This is a genomic window from Laceyella putida (assembly GCF_042665195.1).
GTDB classification, from domain to species: domain Bacteria; phylum Bacillota; class Bacilli; order Thermoactinomycetales; family Thermoactinomycetaceae; genus Laceyella; species Laceyella putida.
The window spans coordinates 49427-67997 of the sequence record NZ_JBHTBW010000062.1; the positions used below are offsets into that span (position 1 = coordinate 49427).

The following is an 18571-nucleotide window of genomic DNA, read 5'->3' on the forward strand; positions in this document are numbered from 1 at the left end:
CGCTAGGACAAGATGACCAGGTAACGCATGAGCTGTTCAGAAACCTCCTTGATGCCGCGGAGTCGCATGAAACGGTGGAAATCATGTATCATCCGGCATACTTGGATGAGCCGATCCTGACTGATTCACGGCTTAACGCCTGGATCAGAGAGAAAAACATGGAATTGGCTATGTTTAGAGAGATGGATTGAGCGGGAGCGGAAACCGTGGGGAACCGTGATTTCCACTTATTCCTTCACGGCGGCGGGCGGGTATACTTTTCCGCGCATGATCAAACATCCCTTTTCATAGAGATAGTCTTAAGAAGGGGTGACAATGATGCAACAACGCGGGTTATCCATATTGTGCGGGGCGGCTTGCTTTTGCTTGGGACTGGCCAAATTGCCCCTCCACTTCCAATCTGGGATCGTTTCCCTGTTTGTGGCGTTGTGGTTGGTGATGATGGGATTCTTCCTGATCGCCAACCTGAATGACCTGATAAGGCAAATTCGTCTCGAACAGCGGAGAAAAGAAGCGGAGCGCCGACGGCAGTGGCTGGAGGCCGAACGGCAGTGGAAACGGCAGCGGCGCCTGGCCGTTTATCAGAGATAAGAGCGACATGCGCGAGTATCAATCCAGTGCAAGCCAAAGCATTCCGGCATGGGAAGCTTTGGCTTGTTTTTTGTGAACAGATAGGTTTTGAGCGGAAATTATTGTAATATATGATTGAAGACTAATAGGGAAGAAAGAAGGGAAAGTACTTGTTAACGAAGCACGAACAGATCTTGCAGTATATCGAAAAGCTGGAAATCGGCCACAAAATATCTGTTCGGCAAATTGCGCGGGATTTGAACGTGAGCGATGGAACCGCATATCGAGCGATCAAAGACGCGGAAGCGCAAGGGCTTGTTCATACGATCGAGCGCGTGGGGACAGTCAGGGTGGAGAAAAAGCAACGATCGGATATCGAGCGGCTCACATATGCCGAAGTGGTGAATATTGTGGACGGTACGGTATTGGGGGGGAAAGCAGGACTACATAAGACGTTGAACCGATTTGTCATCGGGGCGATGAAACTGGAAGCCATGATGAGATACATAGAACCTGGAAACCTGCTGATTGTGGGGAATCGGGACAATGTGCATCGCATCGCATTGGAAAATGGAGCGGCGGTCTTGATCACGGGAGGATTTGATGCCACGGACAATGTGAAAAAGTTAGCCAATGAGTTGGAATTACCCGTGATTTCCAGCAGTTACGACAGTTTCACCGTCGCGTCCATGATCAACCGGGCCATCTATGATCGCTTGATCAAAAAAGAGATCTTGATGGTGGAAGATGTCCTGCCCAAAAACCATCAGCCCACTTATCTTCACCAAAACGACACGATCGCCCGCTTTCACCAATTCGTGCGCGAAACGGCGCACAGCCGCTATCCGGTAGTGGATGACCATGAACGGGTGGTGGGGATGGTGACGGCGAAAGATGTGATGGGGTATGAGTCAAATGAGCCGATCGAGCGGGCGATGACCAAAAATCCGATTATGGTGACACCCAAAACCTCCCTGGCCTCGGCCGCGCATGAAATGGTGTGGGAAGGAATTGAATTGTTGCCCGTCGTCAATGATCACCGCAAACTCATCGGGGTGATCAGTCGGCAAGATGTGATCAAATCGCTGCAATACATGCAAAAACAGCCACAGATAGGGGAAACGATTCAAGAGCTGAGTTTCCGCGGTTTTCAGGAGATTGACAAAGCGGGGCAAACCATGTTCCGCGGGCGTATCACACCGCAGATGACGGATGCGTTGGGACGGCTCAGCACCGGGGTGTGCACGACGTTGATCACCGAGACGGCGATGCGGATGTTGCGGCGGCAACGGCGCGGGGATCTGGCGATTCAAAATTTCACCTTATACTTTCTGAAGCCAATTCAGATTGATACCGCTGTGGAGATCTATCCACGCATCCTCGATCTCGGAAGAAAACAAGCCAAGATGGATGTGGAGATGTTGATTGACCAACACGTGGTGGCCAAAGCATTGGTGACCGCTTACACGATGGAGCGCTAAACGCATGAAAAAAGCCGAGGACAGGTTGTCCATCGGCTTTTTTCATGAGACGGGGGAGGTTTGTTCTTTGTTTTGTTTCACTTGATTGCTGTAAAAACGATGATGTTTCAATCCATAATAAAGGTTAAACAGGCCCACTGCGAGAATAAGGCAAATGAAGAACAAGCGCAGTCCCGATCCGCTTGGCATCAGGAATTGCAATGACCCGATCGCCAAGAACATCAGGCCCATATGCATGTTCATCCGCGCTTGATAAATCCGCTTGAATATCCCTTCGTTTCTGCGTGAGAGTACACTGTTGAAAAAGGTGCCAAAGATGGAAACGCAAATGACAGAAACCAAGATGATGCCGATGGCTTGCATGCTTCCAAAACCTCCTGAAAGTAAGCGCCTCTATCCAAGAGGATGGAGGCGCCAAAATACAAAGATTACGCCTTGGGCTCTTGCGGGATGAACCAACATCCGTGCTCTGTGCGGTCAATATGGACCGGAATATCCAACTTCTTCAATTCTTTCTCGATGATATCGGCAACTTCCTTCGTTTCAGCAAAGGCGGAGTACCCGTTTTTCAGTTTCTCCAATTTGGCACGAGCCATTTCTTTGCGATTGATAATCATGGTGGTTCCCCCTTCCCCTGAAATGGTGTCAAGTGGTAATTACATACGACTATTTTACTATATTCGATACATCATCACTAGAGATGTCTTTCGTTTGAATCCATATTTTTAATGTTTCGTCGTAAAAAGATACATATTTCAAGTGTACTTCCACTTTTAATTTTTGTGATTCATCTATAACGATTTGTTCTTTCTCTAAAATTACTTCAATGAGATCAGGGTTATTGCTGATCCATTGCATCGATTTTCCGAGAAAAGGGGTCAATTTTTTTTCAATTTGCTCTTTCACCAAATCGGTAATCACGGATTGCTCACTGTCCACTTCGACTACGATCTTCTGGATGCGGTCTTGGTTTTCTCGGTAACGTTCCCCTTTTCGGGCCAACCGCACGATCTCTTCTTGAAGCTTCAGGATTTCTTTGTATTTTTGATTGTTGGCATAATACATCGCATTGCGCTCAGATAACATTCCGTCGATTTTCTCGCCATAAATCAGGAGGAACAGGCCATTGCCGATCAGAAAGCCAAGGAGGAACATCACCAGCGCGCGTCGATTTTTCTTTAGGCCCTGCACGACACCGCGCATCATCATCAGTAATCTCCTTGGATCAGCCAACGAATCAGGACCGTGCCGGTATGCGCCCCGAGGAAAGCGCTGATGATAAAGCTGAGTTGTTGCAAAGCGAGGTTGATTTGGCCACCCATGATCGTGATCTCAATGTTTTTGATCATGTCAATGGTACCGCCGATTGCCGCGACCATCGCCCATATCTTTAATTGTTCTGCAAGGCGCAGCATTTTAAACATGGGATAGTCATCGGTGAGAAAAGCCCCGAGACCGCCCAGCATCACCCCACCCAACACAACGCCCAGCGCAATCAGGAAATCCAGGATGGTCGTCGTCCAAAACTGTTGTCCCATAGCCCATAACCGCCTTCATCTTGGAGTGGAATTTGGTAAAGGTTGGTTGATCTTGCTAATGGATATGAAAGGAAAAGAAGAAATATGTGGACAAAGATGGAGGGGAAAGGGTGTTCGCAATGCGTGATTTCGTTATAATAAAAGGGTAAAGGAGGTCGGTCGGCGTGGATCGGAGAGAAGATTTTGTTCATCTCCATGTGCATACGGAATATAGTTTGCTCGATGGGGCAAGTCGAATAGAAGAATTGGTGCAAATGGCCAAACAGCAGGGCATGAAGGCGCTCGCGATCACCGATCATGGGGCGATGTACGGCGTTGTGCCTTTCTATAAAGCATGCAAGGAAGCAGGCATCAAACCCATTATCGGGTGTGAGATGTACATGGCGAAAGGGGAATTGCGGGAAAAGCGACCACTTAGGGAACAAAAGAATTACCACTTGCTGCTGCTGGCGGAGAATGATGCCGGATACAGGAATTTGATGCGCCTGTCTACGAAGGCCCACCTACAAGGGTTTCATTATAAACCGCGCATTGATAAAGCGCTTCTGCGCCGGTATCGGGAGGGCTTGATCGCCACGAGTTCGTGTTTGGCGGGGGAGATTCCGCAAGCGATACTTGAAGGGGATCTGGCGGAGGCGAAACGGTTGGTCATGGAGTATTTGGACATCTTTGGCCGGGATCACTTCTTTTTTGAATTGCAAGATCACCAACTTCCGGAACAGGAACGGGTGAACCGCCAGTTGATTTCGTGGTCGAAAGAGCTGGGCATTCCCATGATTGCGACAAATGACGTGCATTACACGCATCAGGATGATCATGAAGTGCATGATTGCCTTCTTTGCATACAAACGGGAAGCAAACTGGCCGATGCGGATCGGCTGCGCTTTCCCACAGCGGAATTTTATCTGAAGTCGGCGGAAGAAATGCGCCGCCGTTTTGCCCACGTACCGGAGGCCTTGGCAAATACGGTGCATCTCGCTGAACGGTGCCGGGTGGAGATCCCTTTGGGTGGCCGTCTCCTGCCCAAGTTTCCGGTGCCGAGCGGAACGGAAGCCGGCGTTTACCTGAAGGACCTCTGTTATCAGGGGGCGCTCGAACGGTATGGCGAATTGACTCCCGAAGTGACGGAGCGGCTGGATTATGAGTTGTCGGTCATCGATCGGATGGGTTTTAATGACTATTTTTTGGTCGTATGGGATTTTGTCCGCTTTGCCCATGAACAAGGGATTGCGGTGGGGCCGGGACGGGGTTCGGCAGCGGGGAGTTTGGTCTCTTATGTTCTGCGCATCACCAATATTGACCCATTAAGGTACAATTTGTTGTTTGAACGGTTTCTCAACCCTGAGCGGATCAGCATGCCGGATATCGATATTGATTTTAATTATGAGCGGCGGGATGAAGTGATCCGGTATGTGGTGGACAAATATGGAAATGAGCAAGTGGCGCAAATTATTACGTTTGGAACGATGGCGCCGCGGGCGGCGGTGCGGGATGTGGGCAGGGTGATGGGACTCCCTTATAAGGAAGTGGACCGGGCGGCGAAAATAATTCCGGGCAGTCCGGGCATGACTCTTGCCAAGGCCTTCCAACTGGAGCCGGAGTTGAAGCAGTTGATGAGAGATCCCCAGCTGGCACAGTTGATGCGGACGGTGGCCAAAATCGAGGGGATGCCCCGCCATGCTTCCACCCATGCCGCCGGAGTGGTCATCGCCAGTTCCCCACTGACGGCCCATGTGCCATTACAAGCGGGCAATGAAGGGATTCCCTTGACGCAATACCCAATGGAGGTACTTGAGGAAATCGGCTTGTTGAAAGCGGATTTCCTTGGACTGCGCAACTTGACCGTCATTGAGAAAACATGTGAACTCGTGCGGAAGAAGCATGGTAAAGAACTCTCATTGGACGGGTTGGAATTTGATGATCCGGCCACCTATGCCCTTTTGTCCAAAGGGGATACCACGGGTGTGTTTCAAATGGAATCTCAAGGCATGCGCAAAGTGCTCAAAGAACTGAAGCCGACGCATTTTGAAGATATTATTGCGGTGCTTGCCCTGTACCGGCCGGGTCCAATGGAGCAAATCCCACGATACATTCGCGCGAAACACGGATTGGAGAAAGTGACGTATCCTCATCCTGATCTTGAGGGGATCTTGGCGAATACCTATGGGATCATTGTGTATCAAGAGCAAATCATGCAAATCGCGGCGAAAATCGCCGGGTTCTCTTTGGGTCAAGCCGACTTGTTGCGACGGGCGGTTGGAAAAAAGAAGAAGGAACTTTTGCATGAACAACGAAACGCTTTTGTGGAAGGTTGTGTGGGCAAGGGATATGACGAGCAAACGGGACACCAGATTTATGATTTGATCGTGCGGTTCGCCGATTATGGCTTCAACCGCAGCCATTCGGCGGCCTACGGGGTGCTGGCCTATCAAACGGCTTTCTTGAAAGCGAATTATCCCGTCGAGTTTATGGCCGCATTGATGACATCGGTGATGGGGAGTCAAGGCAAGCTGGCTGAGTATATAGAAGAGGCACGGCGGATGGGGATTGAGGTTCGTCTGCCCGATGTGCAAAAGAGTGAAGAAGCCTTTACGGTGGAAAACGGGGCGATCCGATTCGGCCTTGCCGCGATTAAAAACGTCGGCACATTGGCCATTCGTGAATTGATCAAGGCGCGGCAGAACGGGCCTTTTGAAGATTTGTTCGATTTATGCACCCGCGTGGACTTGCGCGTGTGCAACCGGCGTGTGCTGGAATCGTTGATCGAATGCGGCGCGTGTGATTCCTTGCCGGGCGATCGCCCTCAAAATCTGTTTTTATTGGATGAAGTGTTGGAGAACGTATCCGCTTCTCGCAAGCGGGCGGGCAAAGAACAACTGAGCCTTGGCTTGGTGGATGAAGAGCTTGACTTTGCGCAGATGTTGGAAAAATCACCGGCCCAAACGTTCACAAAGCGCGAACAATTGGAGCGGGAACGTGAATTATTGGGCTTATTTTTATCTGGTCATCCGCTGGATCAGTTTGGGCCAGTGATCCAAGAGCGCGCCACCCATCGTTTGCACGCCTTAGCCGAATGCCAAGATCAAGAGCAGGTGAAGGTGGGTGGATGGGTTACGGATGTCAAAATGATTCAAACCAAAAAAGGGGAACCCATGGCCTTTGTCAAGATTGAAGATCGCAGTGGACAATGCGAAGTGGTGGTGTTCCCGAAAGTGTTTCGCACGGTTCGTACTTTTTTGCAGGCGGAAAAGCCAGTCCTGATTCAAGCGACGGTGCAAGTGCAAGATGAAGGGATAAAGCTTATCGCCCAAGCCGTGTCAGATTTGTCGGGCGCAAAGGTTCTATCCCGACGCCAGCCTTCCGCTCGTTCCCAGCAAAAAGTCTATATACGCATCCCGGCAGATCGAGAGACTCAAGATGCGTTAAAGCGCTTACAAGATGTGCTGTTGCTTCATCGCGGGGAGACGCCTGTTTACCTTTATTACGAACGAACGAAACGTGTGTTGGCCTTATCCGAAGAACGGTATCGCATCACGCCGACAACGGAGTGCTTGAAACGAGTGGAATCCATTATGGGGGCCAACACTTTTCGGGTTGTGCAAAAATGACATAGGTGAACGAAAGGAAGCATATCTTCTAAGACTCCTCCCGTTCGACAACCCTGCGGCAAGTTGAATTCCAAAGAAGGTGAGAATCGTGTTTTACGATCACGTCGTCCAGTTGCTAACCGATCGAGGTGTGACGATTGAAGGGATTGCCCATATTGTTTATCAGTTGCAAGCACCCTATAATAAAGAATTGACGCTGGAGGAATGTGTGAAAAATGTGCATGCGGTCCTTCGCAAACGGGAAGTGCAACATGCCATCATCACAGGCATTTCCCTTGACATGTTGGCCGAAAAAAAGATGTTGCCGGAGCCGTTTCAAACGATCATGGAAGTAGACGAACCCCTCTATGGAATTGATGAAATCCTCGCTTTAAGCATAACAAATGTGTATGGTACAATAGGTCTTACGAGTTTCGGTTACTTGGATAAAAACAAAATCGGGTTGATGAAAAAGTTAAACAATCATGGCGAACAGATTCACGTTTTTTTAGATGACATTGTCGCAGGCATCGCGGCGGCGGCTTCCGCCCGTATCGCACACCAAAACCCAAACGTGCGCCGGTATGTCGCCGATCGCATGAACGGAGTGGTGGCGCAGGAGGGGTTGGAATCACCGGAAGCTTAAAATCATGTGAAATGCTTATGAATGCCCGTGCGGGGTGAGATGCACGGGCATATTTTCTTACTGAAAAGAATTAAATGGTTCGTTTTTTCATAACTTAGGATTATAATATAATTGTGATAAAAATTTGGTATATTGTTATTATTTCTATTTTAAATAAAAATATTGTCAAGGAGAGAGTGGGAATGAGAAGTGCACTGAAAATACTCATTCGGCATCATTTGAAGAGAAGCATTGTGGATCCCATTTCGCATGAGAACATCACCGTCACGGGAGTGGAAAGCGGGAAAATACTCATCGATACGGCAACGGGATCCACCCTCTGCGAGGATCGTGAAGAGGCCATTCAATTATTGGAGCCGATCTATGCCCGATTCCGTTCGGACATGCCTTTTTATCTGAATAAAATCGTTAAATCCAATACACATTGGCGTTTTTTTGATGTCACCTTTGCGGTGGACATATGGGTGCGCCCTGACGAAGAAGGCGGTTGGCAAGTTTGGATGGGGGAAGATCTCAGTTTAAGCTCCAATGATCATAACGAAGTACTGGCCTATTTGCGTGGGCTTGTCTTGGAGATGGATATGGAACTGGAAAACGAATTGCAAAATATACATAAACATATGGTGACCATGTTTCAATACGCAAAATAAAGGCAAACGCCCTTTTTGTTTATATTGCGGATGGGGTGAGGCCGTTGGACTTTCTGTATCAACTCTTCATATTCTTAGGATTGTTTTTTGTTCTATGCATTGGCATCATCTTGGCGAGAGTCAGCTTGCAAGAAAAACCAAAACAACATGAAAAAAAGACAAGAAAATGAATTTATTTTAGTTTAGTTGAGAAAACGTGAGTATAATCGAGGATTTATTATCAATATCTTGTTGGTTTTTTGTTATATAAAAATGTTAAATTGATGTTGATGTATGTCCGTTTTCTAGGGCGTGTCTGATAAATATATCTTCACTTGTCCTTCGGCGCTCATCGGAAAAGGTTTTTCCGCCTTCTCCCAATGGTCAACTTGATTTGCCAGACACGCCCTAGTGGGGCGACCCCCTGAGGAAATGGACAGCATAGTTTTTATAAGAGTAAGGGGAAATGGGATGATGGGGTTAACATGGGGAAAAAAGTACAAAATCTCCGCTTTTCTCTTATGCATAATGGGAGTGCTTGTTAGCGCTTGCATGAACAAGTCGGCAAGTGGACAGCTGTCAGGGAAAAGCAAGCATTGGGAAGTGACATTGGCCTATCAGTATGAAGAAGCCAAGGGTTCGGAAAAGGTTACGATTAAATACCTGGGACCGGATGCGTTGGTGGTCGGCCCTGTATTGGTAAAGGTCAGGGATAACGTGAACATCACCAATCATCAAAGAGTCATGCTTGATGCCAAAGGGACCGCCACGGTTGAAACCGTCGTGCAGGAAAATGCCAACCCTGATAAGAAAAATGTGCAAGTGGAATTGGAATGGAACGGATTTAAGGAAGTGCTTTCCTTAAAATAATAAAGATGCCAGAGATAGGCGAAAAAATGTGTTTAAAGGCTACTGGAGGGGAAAACAGTAGCCTTTTTCTATTAGGGCCGCCTGATCGTCCATTTTCTCTGGTTTATAGATTTGGTATAATGTGATTTACTGGTGGTCAGACCACTAAGTGCAGTGAAAAAGGGGCGAGATGTTTTGTCTACATTACGGAATGAAGCACTGAAGTTGCATCAGGAGATGCAAGGAAAGTTGGCGGTGCATTCCAAAGTGCCAGTAAGCGATGCGCATGATCTGAGTCTTGCATATTCACCTGGAGTAGCGGAACCCTGTCGCGATATCCATGCTGATCAGGAAAAAATCTACGATTACACGATGAAAGGAAACCTCGTGGCGGTTGTGTCCGACGGAACGGCGGTGCTGGGTTTGGGCAATATCGGTCCGCATGCGGCCATGCCGGTGATGGAGGGCAAAGCGGTGTTGTTTAAAGCATTTGCGGGAGTGGATGCTTTTCCTATTTGCCTGGATACTACGGAAATCGATAAAATCGTGGAAACGGTCAAGTTAATGGCTCCCACTTTCGGTGGGATTAACCTGGAGGACATTGCCGCGCCCAATTGTTTCCTCATCGAGGAACGGTTGAAAAAGGACTTGGACATTCCGGTTTTTCATGATGACCAGCACGGTACGGCGATTGTGACCTTGGCCGGATTGATCAATGCGTTAAAAGTGGTGGGCAAGCGCATGGACGAAATCCGGGTTGTCGCCAGTGGGGCGGGTGCCGCGGGGATCGCCATTATCAAGTTATTGCTATCGCTTGGAGTAAAAGATGTGATTATGTGTGATAGTAAAGGGGCGATCTATGATGGGCGGCCATTTGGCATGAACCCGATCAAAGAAAAGATTGCCGAAGCGACGAACCGTGAGAAACGACAAGGTGAATTGGAAGAAGTGATCAAAGGGGCCGATGTATTTATTGGCGTATCCGTAGCGGGAGCGGTTACACCGTCCATGGTTCGCTCCATGAACAAAGACGCAATCATCTTTGCCATGGCCAACCCCATTCCGGAAATCATGCCCGAAGAAGCGATTCGCGCCGGGGCAAAAGTGGTGGGGACGGGTCGGTCTGACTATCCGAACCAAGTGAACAACGTGCTTGCTTTTCCGGGGATTTTCCGTGGAGCATTGGACGTTCGGGCGAAAGCGATTACCGAAGAGATGAAAATTGCCGCCGCTTATGCGATTGCTGGCTTAATCAAAGAAAACGAATTGCGTCCTGATTATGTGATTCCATCCCCATTTGATCAAAGGGTTGCCGCCGTTGTTGCGATGGAGGTGGCGCGGGTGGCGATGGAAACCGATCAGGCGCGCATTCGGATAGATCCTCAAGTGGTTTATGAAAAGACACTCAGCCTCTCGGCAACAACAGTACCATAAGGGTGATTAGGAGAAGTGACCAGAGCAGAAACGAGTTGCAGCAAATTTCAAGTAATCTTGGAACGAATTTATGACATAATTGAAGAAGATGGGTTGCAACCTGGAGATCGGCTGCCTTCGGAACGGGAGTTGTCCGAACGTTTGAATGCGGGCCGCTCTTCTGTTCGTGAAGTTCTCAGATCCCTTGAGTTATTGGGCTTGATCAGCACCAGAAGAGGGGAAGGCACTTATTTGGAACCTTTTTATGCTCATCATATGGTTGATCTTCTGGCGCGCTTTATTTTACAGGATCAAAAGTCCAGGCAGGGTTTGCTTGAGATGAGGGAACTGCTCGAATTGGGGGCGGTTCGCTTGGCGTTCAACAAAGGAAGGGAGCTGGAGCTTGCATCGCTGGAAAAGCTGTTGGATGAGATGAAGCATGCTGTAACGCAAAAACAAAATCCCAGCACGCAAATCGAACAATTTCACAAAACGATCATCCAGATGGCGGACAATTACTTGTTAAAGCGAGTATGGGTGCCTGTCACGCAATTTATCCATGCCGTTGTGCCGATGGACCAAGAAGTGAACGAGGCGCGTTGGCATTCCCTTTTGCTGAAGTATGAACAACTGGTCGCCGCGCTCAAGGAACGGCGCCAGACACAAGCGACTGCATTGTTGGTGGAAATCTTGGACCTAATTAAATACAGCTGATTTGTAAAGAATGGTATGATACTATTATCGTCAAAAAAATTTAAAGGACTCAGATGAGGTGTTATCGTGTTACGTGATTTGTTCAGAAAACCGAAGAAGTATGCTACGATCCCTTCTGAGCAAGTGAAGAAAGACATCCCCGAAGGGATTATGCAAAAGTGCCCCAAATGTGGAACCATTTTGATCACCAAAGAACTGGAGAAAAATTTAAAAGTGTGTAAAGCGTGCGGGCATCATTTTTCCATGAGTGCGCCGGAACGTTTGCAATCATTAATCGATCAAGGGCAGTACGAAGAGTACGATCAAGACCTCATCTCCAAGGACCCGCTGGAATTCCCGGGCTACATAAAAAAGGTAAAAGCCGACATGGCCAAGACCAACTTGAATGAGGCTGTTGTGACAGCGGAAGGGAAGATCGGCGGTTATCCGGCCATTGTCGGGGTGATGGATTCGCGTTTCCGCATGGGCAGCATGGGTTCCGTCGTAGGAGAGAAGATTGCCCGGGCGGCAGAGCGGGCGGCGGAGAAGAAGATCCCGTTCATTTTGTTTTGCGCATCGGGTGGGGCGCGCATGCAAGAAGGCGTGTTATCGTTGATGCAAATGGCCAAAACCAGTGCGGCTTTAGAGAAAATGCACCGGGAGAAGGTCTTGTTCGTGTCCGTGTTGACCAATCCGACCACAGGTGGCGTATCGGCGAGTTTCGCCTCGCTCGGCGATATCAACATTGCGGAGCCAGGTGCGCTCATTGGCTTTGCGGGACGGCGCGTCATTGAACAAACGGTTAGACAGAAACTACCGGATGATTTCCAGACGGCGGAATTTCTTTTGAAACATGGGCAGTTGGATATGGTTGTCCCGCGAGGGGAACTGCGTGACACTCTTATCAAAATCTTGGAGTTTCACGCGTAAAGGAGGAAGCTTTCAATGAAGCCAGGATATTTGCCTTTTGAAAAACCACTGATGGAATTACGAACCAAGATTGAAGAGCTTGAACAATTCACCAAAGAAAAGGACATCGATCTGTCCGAAGAGATTGCCACATTGGAAGCCAAGGCGGTCCGTTTGGAAAATGAAATTTACGGCAACCTCAGCACGTGGAATAAGATCCAGATCGCCCGTCATGCCAGTCGTCCGACTACTTTGCACTACTTTAAAACCATTTTTGCCGATTTTATGGAACTGCATGGCGATCGTCTTTACGGAGATGACCCTGCGATCGTTGGAGGCATTGCCAAGCTGGATGGCCGGACCGTGACGGTGATCGGGCATGAACGCGGCACGGATACCAAAGATAAAGTGGCCCGCAACTTTGGTTTGCCCCATCCGGAAGGTTATCGCAAAGCGTTGCGCTTGATGCAACAAGCGGATAAGTTTGGTCGGCCCATCATCTGTTTTATCGATACACAAGGGGCCCATCCGGGGGTCGAAGCGGAAGAACGCGGGCAAAGTGAAGCGATTGCCCGTAATTTGCGGGAAATGGCTGGCTTTTCCGTGCCCATCATCTGCATTGTGACGGGTGAAGGGGGAAGCGGTGGCGCTCTGGGGATTGGCGTGGGAAATCGCCTGTTGATGCTGGAGCATGCTTATTACTCGGTCATTTCCCCGGAAGGTGCGGCGGCGATTCTCTGGCGCGACGCCACGAAAGCGCAAGAAGCGGCGGAAGCGTTAAAGATCACCTCCGCCGATTTGAAGGCGCTCGGTGTGATCGATGAAATTATTCCCGAGCCAAAAGGTGGAGCTCACAGAGATCCCGTGTTACAATCAAAATATATTAAGCAAGCATTAATTGACCACTTAAATGAATTGTCTGCGATGACGCCAGAAGAACTCGTTGAAGATCGCTATCAAAAGTATGCGAACATAGGTGAGTTTACGTCACTCGTCACCACTTAAACGAGGATCTTTTGGATCGGATGGGTATGATGCCTTGCCCTTTTTGTTGAAACCGTACTGAACGGTTTCTCTTTTTGTCCCGGATGGACGTTTTTTGTCCCTATGGGATGGGATATTTTATATGTTGAGGTGATATAAACGATGAAACGGATCGCTGTCTTAACGAGTGGTGGGGACGCTCCGGGGATGAATGCGGCTGTGCGGGCGGTTGTGCGCAGCGGCTATTACCATGGATTGGAAGTGTATGGTGTTTATCGAGGATATACGGGACTCATCCAGGGGGATATTCACAAATTGGAATTGGGTTCCGTTGGTGATATTATCCATCGTGGAGGGACGGTTCTCTACAGTGCGCGTTGTGAGGAGTTTAAAACGGAAGAAGGCCGCAAAAAAGCGGTTGAGCAACTGAAGAAAAATAAAATCGACGGTTTGGTGGTTATCGGGGGAGACGGAAGCTTCCAAGGGGCCAAAAAATTAACGGCTCTTGGCTTCCCAACGATTGGTGTTCCGGGTACAATCGATAATGATATCCCAGGAACCGATTACACCATCGGATTTGACACGGCGGTGAACACCGTGATTGAGTGCATCGACAGAATCCGTGACACGGCCACTTCGCATGAACGTACGTATATTGTTGAAGTGATGGGCAGAGATGCGGGGGATATTGCCCTTTGGGCGGGCTTGGCGGATGGAGCTGAGTCCATTTTGATACCGGAAGCGCCACACCAGATTGAAGAAATTGTGGAACGTTTGAAGCGCAGTTCCGAACGGGGCAAAAAACATAGTATTATCATTGTGGCTGAAGGTGTAGGCAGTGGTGTGGAAGTTGCCGATAAAATCTCCAAATCGACGGGTTGGGAGACGCGCGTGACGGTATTGGGCCACGTGCAGCGCGGCGGTTCCCCAACTGCGTTTGACCGTGTGTTGGCCAGCCGGATGGGCGCCAAAGCGGTCGATTTGTTGTTGGCTGGCAAACGTGACATGATGGTGGCGATCCGCAACAATGATGTGTTGGGCATCGACTTTGATGAAGCCCTATCCCAAAAACACCAACCACGCATGGAGCTGTATGATTTGGCGAAGATTTTGTCCATTTAATCAGAAGTAAGAGGAGATGACAAGAGAATGCTCCGCAAAACAAAAATCGTATGCACGATAGGTCCGGCAAGTGAAGATGTAGCCACATTAAAAGAGTTAATCGCCAATGGCATGAATGTAGCCCGCCTCAACTTTTCGCACGGGTCTTTTGAAGAGCACGGCAACCGCATCGTCAACATTCGCCAAGCCGCCAAAGAACTCGGGCAAACGGTGGCGATTCTTCTGGATACCAAGGGGCCGGAAATCCGCACGGGTGAGCTGAAAGAGCCTTCCGTTGAATTGGTTGCAGGTGAACAAATCATCTTGACGACAGAACCCATCGCGGGGGATGCCAGTCGGATTTCCGTTTCTTATGCGGGTTTAGCCGACGATGTCCACCCCGGTTCGATTATTTTGATCGATGACGGCTTGATCGGGTTGCGAGTGGAGAATGTGGCAGGCACGGAAATCACTTGCACGATTATGAATGGGGGTACGTTGAAAAGCCGCAAAGGGATCAACGTTCCTGGAGTGAAGATCAACCTGCCGGGCATAACTGAAAAAGATGCTGCTGATATCCGCTTTGGAATTGAGCAAGGGGTTGATTTCATCGCGGCTTCTTTTGTGCGGAAACCGCAAGACGTGTTGGAGATTCGCAAGATTTTAGAAGAGCATGGAGCTGATATCCAGATTATCTCCAAGATCGAAAACCAAGAGGGCATTGACAATTTGGATGCCATTTTGGAAGTGAGCGATGGCTTAATGGTGGCTCGTGGCGACTTGGGTGTAGAAATCCCTGTGGAAGATGTCCCCGTTGTGCAGAAAGAAGCGATCCGCAAATGCAATCAACTGGGCAAACCCGTGATCACGGCAACGCAGATGTTAGACTCCATGCAACGAAATCCCCGCCCAACCCGCGCTGAAGCTAGCGATGTGGCCAATGCGATCTTAGACGGCACAGATGCGATCATGTTGTCAGGTGAAACAGCGGCCGGGAAATATCCGGTGGAAGCGGTTAGCACGATGGCCCGGATCGCTGTGCGGACGGAAGCGACGCTTCGCTATAAAGAACTGTTTAAGCAGAAAATGAGAGAGATCGAGTATACCATTACCGAATCCCTCAGCCAGGCGGTCGTGCATACCGCGCAAATGTTGAACTGCAGAGCGGTACTGACTCCCACGGAATCGGGATTCACGGCACGGATGGTTTCCAAGTATCGCCCACAAGCTCCGATTGTCGCCATTACGCCAAATGAAGATGTGGCCCGTAAATTATCGCTGGTCTGGGGGGTATACCCGGTCATGGGGACCCGTGTCAACACGACGGATGAAATGTTTACGGCGACGATCTCGTCGGCATTGGAACAAGGATTTGTCAACCAAGGGGACTTGGTTGTGATCACAGCAGGTGTGCCGGTAGGAAAGTCGGGCACCACCAACTTGATGAAGGTGCATGTGATTGGTGGCGCCATCGCGCGTGGACAAGGCATTGGAAAACAAGTGGTTACCGGTCCTGTCATTGTGGGGCATACGGCAGCCGAGATTAATGAGAACATGGTGGATGGAGCCATTATCGTGGTCAAAGCGTCGGATAAAGAGATGATTGAATCCTTCAAACGGGCCGCTGCCGTCATCTCGGAAGAGGGCGGACTGACCTCGCACGCGGCGGTGGTTGGCGTAAGCTTGGGGATTCCGGTTGTTGTGGGAGTTGAAAATGCTTGCGTGCTTCTCGCCAACGAGAAAGAAGTAACGGTGAATGCCGACCGCGGTCTTATTTATTCCGGAAAAGCCAATGTCCTATAAAAAAGCAAAGCGCTGGAAGAGCCCAGCGCTTTGCTTTTTCTTTATGAATGTTTATTAAAAGTTAAAGCAATCCTAAACGAGGATAAATCCACCAACGCAATTTTCTGCGTATCTTACGCCTTTTTCTTAGACTCATAACTCGGATCCCCCTTTCCTTGTAGATATTTATCCATTAAATAGTTATTCTCATTATGTGAGGTTCACCTGAGTATTATGTGTGAACAAAGCTATTGCTATTATAAAGAACAAATGGTTTATTCAACAATAAGCCAAAAGTCATAGATTCATTTGAAAATGGAGGAAATAAGCAAATGACGAACAATCCAAATGTAAGTGAGACCAAAATCCGAGTCCGCTATCAAGAAACAGATCAGATGGGGGTGGTTTATCATGCCAATTATTTAACTTGGTTTGAAGTGGGAAGAACGGAATGGATTCGTTCTTTTGGAATTACATATCAACAATTGGAAGAAAAAGGTTTGCTGCTCCCTGTTGTGGACATACACTGTAAGTATATGCACCCGGCGAAATATGATGACGAAGTGATTGTCCGCACATCCATTGACGACTTCTCAGGCGGGAAAATCGTGTTTCGGTATGAAGTGGTTCATCCTGAAAAGGAAATTGTGCTCAGTGAGGGTAGCTCCGTTCATTTGTGGGTAAATAAAGAGATGAAAAGAGTGAACTTGAAGCGTGTGTACCCTGAGTTTTATGAACTTCTTCATCAGATCTTCTCTGTGGAAAGAGGCTGAGTGCAGTGTTCTGGTTGATTGTTGGATTGATTATCATTGTCCCTGTCATTGAACTGTGGGGACTGATCACGGTGGGGCAGTGGATCGGGGCTTGGCCAACTGTACTCTTGGTGATTGCCACGGGGGTGCTGGGCAGTTATTTGGCGAGACGCGAAGGTTGGCAGACTTATCGGTTGGCGCAATTGCAGTTGCAAAGAGGGGAATTGCCAGGTGAAGCGTTATTGGATGGAGCTTGCATTCTGGCGGGAGCCGTCTTTTTGATCACGCCTGGCTTCTTTACGGATGTGGTCGGGTTTTTCCTCGTTTTTCCTTATACCCGCTCCATCGTCAAGATCTTTTTGAAAAAATGGATTCAGCAGAAGTTAGCCCGTGGCGATTGGCGAATCCGACGTTGGTAATGGGTGGCATGGCAAACATACGGCCTGTCTTTCAGGACAGGCCGTATGTTTTAGGATGGAAGATTAAGGATGCGTTGGCGTTTTCGTTTTTGGCGCTCCCATGATATATCTCCAAATATCCCGGAACACGTTTGTGCGATGGAGGGCGAGTCCCACCACGACCGTCACGGGTCCGACGATCAGTCCGAAGATCCCGATCAGCTTCAGGCCGACAAATAGGGCGATCAAGGTAAGTAGCGGGTCAATGCCCACATTGCTTGCAACTAGCTTGGGTTCCAGAAACTGGCGGATGATGATGATGACCGCATAGACAATACTTAAGCCTGTGGCAAGGTGGATGTTTCCAACCAGAAAGAGATAGATGATCCAAGGGACGAGAATGGCACCCACGCCCAAATAAGGGAGAAGGTCCACCAATCCGATGATGAATGCCATCGTAAAGGCATACGGCACTTGCAGGATGGCCAAGCCGGCAAACATGATGACGGCGGTGATGGAGATTAAGGTGAGTTGGGCCCTGAAAAAGCCAAATAACGCTTTTTTTAGATCAGTCGTGATCAGCCCGGCCGTTTTTTGCAGATGGTCTGGAATCCAAGCCAGCAAATTGCGGCTTAACCTTGGCCAATCGAGTGAGATGAAGAAGGCGGCCAAGGTGATAAAGACCAATACAGTGATGAAATAAGGCAAGTCGCCGAGGAATGTTCCAATGGCCGAAACGATTTCGGTGATGGACTCGGTTCCTTTGTTCGCGATAATGCCAATATTGTCTTGGATGCTTTGGGAGATGCGTTGCTGGTGCTCCGGGTTTTTTTCCAAATAGGTTTGCACTGTGTCGATCAACCGGCGGATGTCGGTGTTTTCTTTTGTGAATGAATCAACAAACAAAGTGCCCACCTTATTCAAGAACGTGGGAAGGAAATCGGCGAGATGGGTCAGTTCCACTACCACTTCAGCAATGATGAAAATCAGCAAGGTTAGGAGCAAGCTAAGTAATAAGAATAATATGAGAGTGACGCCGGCCCAGCGTGGAATGCGCAACCGTCGCTCAAGCCATTTCACCATGGGTTCGATCATCAGGGCAATCAGCCAACCTAACACAAACGGATAGAGGAGGGGAAACGAAAATGATAAGATAAAATAGGCAGCCACAATCGAGGCGACGACAATCAGTGCGCGCGTGATGGGCCCCAACCAGGCAGGGGACAGCATGGAAATAAC

Annotated in this window: 19 protein-coding genes; 14 read left to right on the forward strand and 5 right to left on the reverse strand. The window is 48.9% G+C overall.

Features of this window, described 5'->3' with window-relative positions:
• Window positions 1-318: 318 nt before the first annotated feature.
• Both ACFQNG_RS17290 and ACFQNG_RS17295 read left to right on the forward strand, forming a co-directional pair.
• Window positions 319-591, forward strand: a complete 273-nt coding sequence (locus tag ACFQNG_RS17290; protein WP_379866976.1) for a hypothetical protein — start codon at window positions 319-321, stop codon at window positions 589-591.
• Between the two features lie 149 nt (window positions 592-740).
• Entirely contained in the window at window positions 741-2051 is a 1311-nt protein-coding gene (locus tag ACFQNG_RS17295; protein ID WP_379866978.1) for a DRTGG domain-containing protein, read from the forward strand.
• 42 nt (window positions 2052-2093) lie between these two features.
• Here the strand turns inward: ACFQNG_RS17295 and ACFQNG_RS17300 are convergent, their stop codons facing one another.
• The 4 genes from ACFQNG_RS17300 to ACFQNG_RS17315 all read right to left on the reverse strand — a co-directional run bounded on the left by ACFQNG_RS17300 (window position 2094) and on the right by ACFQNG_RS17315 (window position 3589).
• Window positions 2094-2414 (reverse strand): YtpI family protein, encoded by a 321-nt coding sequence (locus ACFQNG_RS17300; RefSeq protein ID WP_379866980.1) that lies wholly within the window; start codon window positions 2412-2414, stop codon window positions 2094-2096.
• Between the two features lie 65 nt (window positions 2415-2479).
• Window positions 2480-2668 (reverse strand): hypothetical protein, encoded by a 189-nt coding sequence (locus tag ACFQNG_RS17305; protein WP_379866983.1) that lies wholly within the window; start codon window positions 2666-2668, stop codon window positions 2480-2482.
• A gap of 49 nt (window positions 2669-2717) precedes the next feature.
• The gene (locus tag ACFQNG_RS17310) at window positions 2718-3260 is read right to left on the reverse strand and encodes a hypothetical protein (RefSeq protein ID WP_379866985.1); all 543 of its coding nucleotides are present in this window, start codon (window positions 3258-3260) and stop codon (window positions 2718-2720) included.
• Window positions 3260-3589: a YtrH family sporulation protein gene (locus ACFQNG_RS17315; RefSeq protein WP_379866986.1), complete on the reverse strand. Its 330-nt coding sequence runs from the start codon at window positions 3587-3589 to the stop codon at window positions 3260-3262. Before ACFQNG_RS17315 ends, ACFQNG_RS17310 begins: the two co-directional genes overlap by 1 nt.
• Before the next feature lie 164 nt (window positions 3590-3753).
• Between ACFQNG_RS17315 and ACFQNG_RS17320 the strand changes: the two genes are divergently transcribed.
• The 12 genes from ACFQNG_RS17320 to ACFQNG_RS17375 all read left to right on the forward strand — a co-directional run bounded on the left by ACFQNG_RS17320 (window position 3754) and on the right by ACFQNG_RS17375 (window position 17353).
• The gene (locus ACFQNG_RS17320) at window positions 3754-7197 is read left to right on the forward strand and encodes a DNA polymerase III subunit alpha (RefSeq protein ID WP_379866988.1); all 3444 of its coding nucleotides are present in this window, start codon (window positions 3754-3756) and stop codon (window positions 7195-7197) included.
• A gap of 88 nt (window positions 7198-7285) precedes the next feature.
• On the forward strand, window positions 7286-7822 hold the full coding sequence (locus ACFQNG_RS17325) for a phosphatidylglycerophosphatase A family protein (protein WP_379866990.1): 537 nt from the start codon (window positions 7286-7288) through the stop codon (window positions 7820-7822).
• 182 nt (window positions 7823-8004) lie between these two features.
• Window positions 8005-8472, forward strand: a complete 468-nt coding sequence (locus tag ACFQNG_RS17330; protein ID WP_379866992.1) for a hypothetical protein — start codon at window positions 8005-8007, stop codon at window positions 8470-8472.
• Window positions 8473-8925: 453 nt separating this feature from the next.
• Window positions 8926-9321, forward strand: coding sequence for a hypothetical protein (locus tag ACFQNG_RS17335; protein WP_379866993.1), 396 nt, complete (start codon window positions 8926-8928; stop codon window positions 9319-9321).
• A 174-nt stretch (window positions 9322-9495) separates the two neighbouring features.
• Window positions 9496-10734, forward strand: a complete 1239-nt coding sequence (gene ystJ, locus ACFQNG_RS17340; protein ID WP_379866995.1) for an NADP-dependent malic enzyme — start codon at window positions 9496-9498, stop codon at window positions 10732-10734.
• Between the two features lie 15 nt (window positions 10735-10749).
• Window positions 10750-11427: a FadR/GntR family transcriptional regulator gene (locus ACFQNG_RS17345; protein WP_379866996.1), complete on the forward strand. Its 678-nt coding sequence runs from the start codon at window positions 10750-10752 to the stop codon at window positions 11425-11427.
• A 66-nt stretch (window positions 11428-11493) separates the two neighbouring features.
• On the forward strand, window positions 11494-12336 hold the full coding sequence (accD, locus tag ACFQNG_RS17350) for an acetyl-CoA carboxylase, carboxyltransferase subunit beta (RefSeq protein WP_379866998.1): 843 nt from the start codon (window positions 11494-11496) through the stop codon (window positions 12334-12336).
• A gap of 15 nt (window positions 12337-12351) precedes the next feature.
• The gene (locus tag ACFQNG_RS17355) at window positions 12352-13320 is read left to right on the forward strand and encodes an acetyl-CoA carboxylase carboxyltransferase subunit alpha (RefSeq protein WP_379867000.1); all 969 of its coding nucleotides are present in this window, start codon (window positions 12352-12354) and stop codon (window positions 13318-13320) included.
• A gap of 141 nt (window positions 13321-13461) precedes the next feature.
• Window positions 13462-14421 (forward strand): 6-phosphofructokinase, encoded by a 960-nt coding sequence (gene pfkA / locus ACFQNG_RS17360; RefSeq protein ID WP_379867002.1) that lies wholly within the window; start codon window positions 13462-13464, stop codon window positions 14419-14421.
• 27 nt (window positions 14422-14448) lie between these two features.
• On the forward strand, window positions 14449-16203 hold the full coding sequence (pyk, locus tag ACFQNG_RS17365; RefSeq protein ID WP_379867003.1) for a pyruvate kinase: 1755 nt from the start codon (window positions 14449-14451) through the stop codon (window positions 16201-16203).
• Between the two features lie 311 nt (window positions 16204-16514).
• The gene (locus tag ACFQNG_RS17370) at window positions 16515-16955 is read left to right on the forward strand and encodes an acyl-CoA thioesterase (RefSeq protein ID WP_379867004.1); all 441 of its coding nucleotides are present in this window, start codon (window positions 16515-16517) and stop codon (window positions 16953-16955) included.
• Window positions 16956-16960: 5 nt separating this feature from the next.
• Complete coding sequence (locus ACFQNG_RS17375; RefSeq protein WP_379867006.1) at window positions 16961-17353, forward strand: FxsA family protein; 393 nt, start codon at window positions 16961-16963, stop codon at window positions 17351-17353.
• Between the two features lie 63 nt (window positions 17354-17416).
• Here the strand turns inward: ACFQNG_RS17375 and ytvI are convergent, their stop codons facing one another.
• Window positions 17417-18562, reverse strand: coding sequence for a sporulation integral membrane protein YtvI (gene ytvI, locus ACFQNG_RS17380; RefSeq protein WP_379867007.1), 1146 nt, complete (start codon window positions 18560-18562; stop codon window positions 17417-17419).
• Between the last annotated feature and the right edge of the window lie 9 nt (window positions 18563-18571).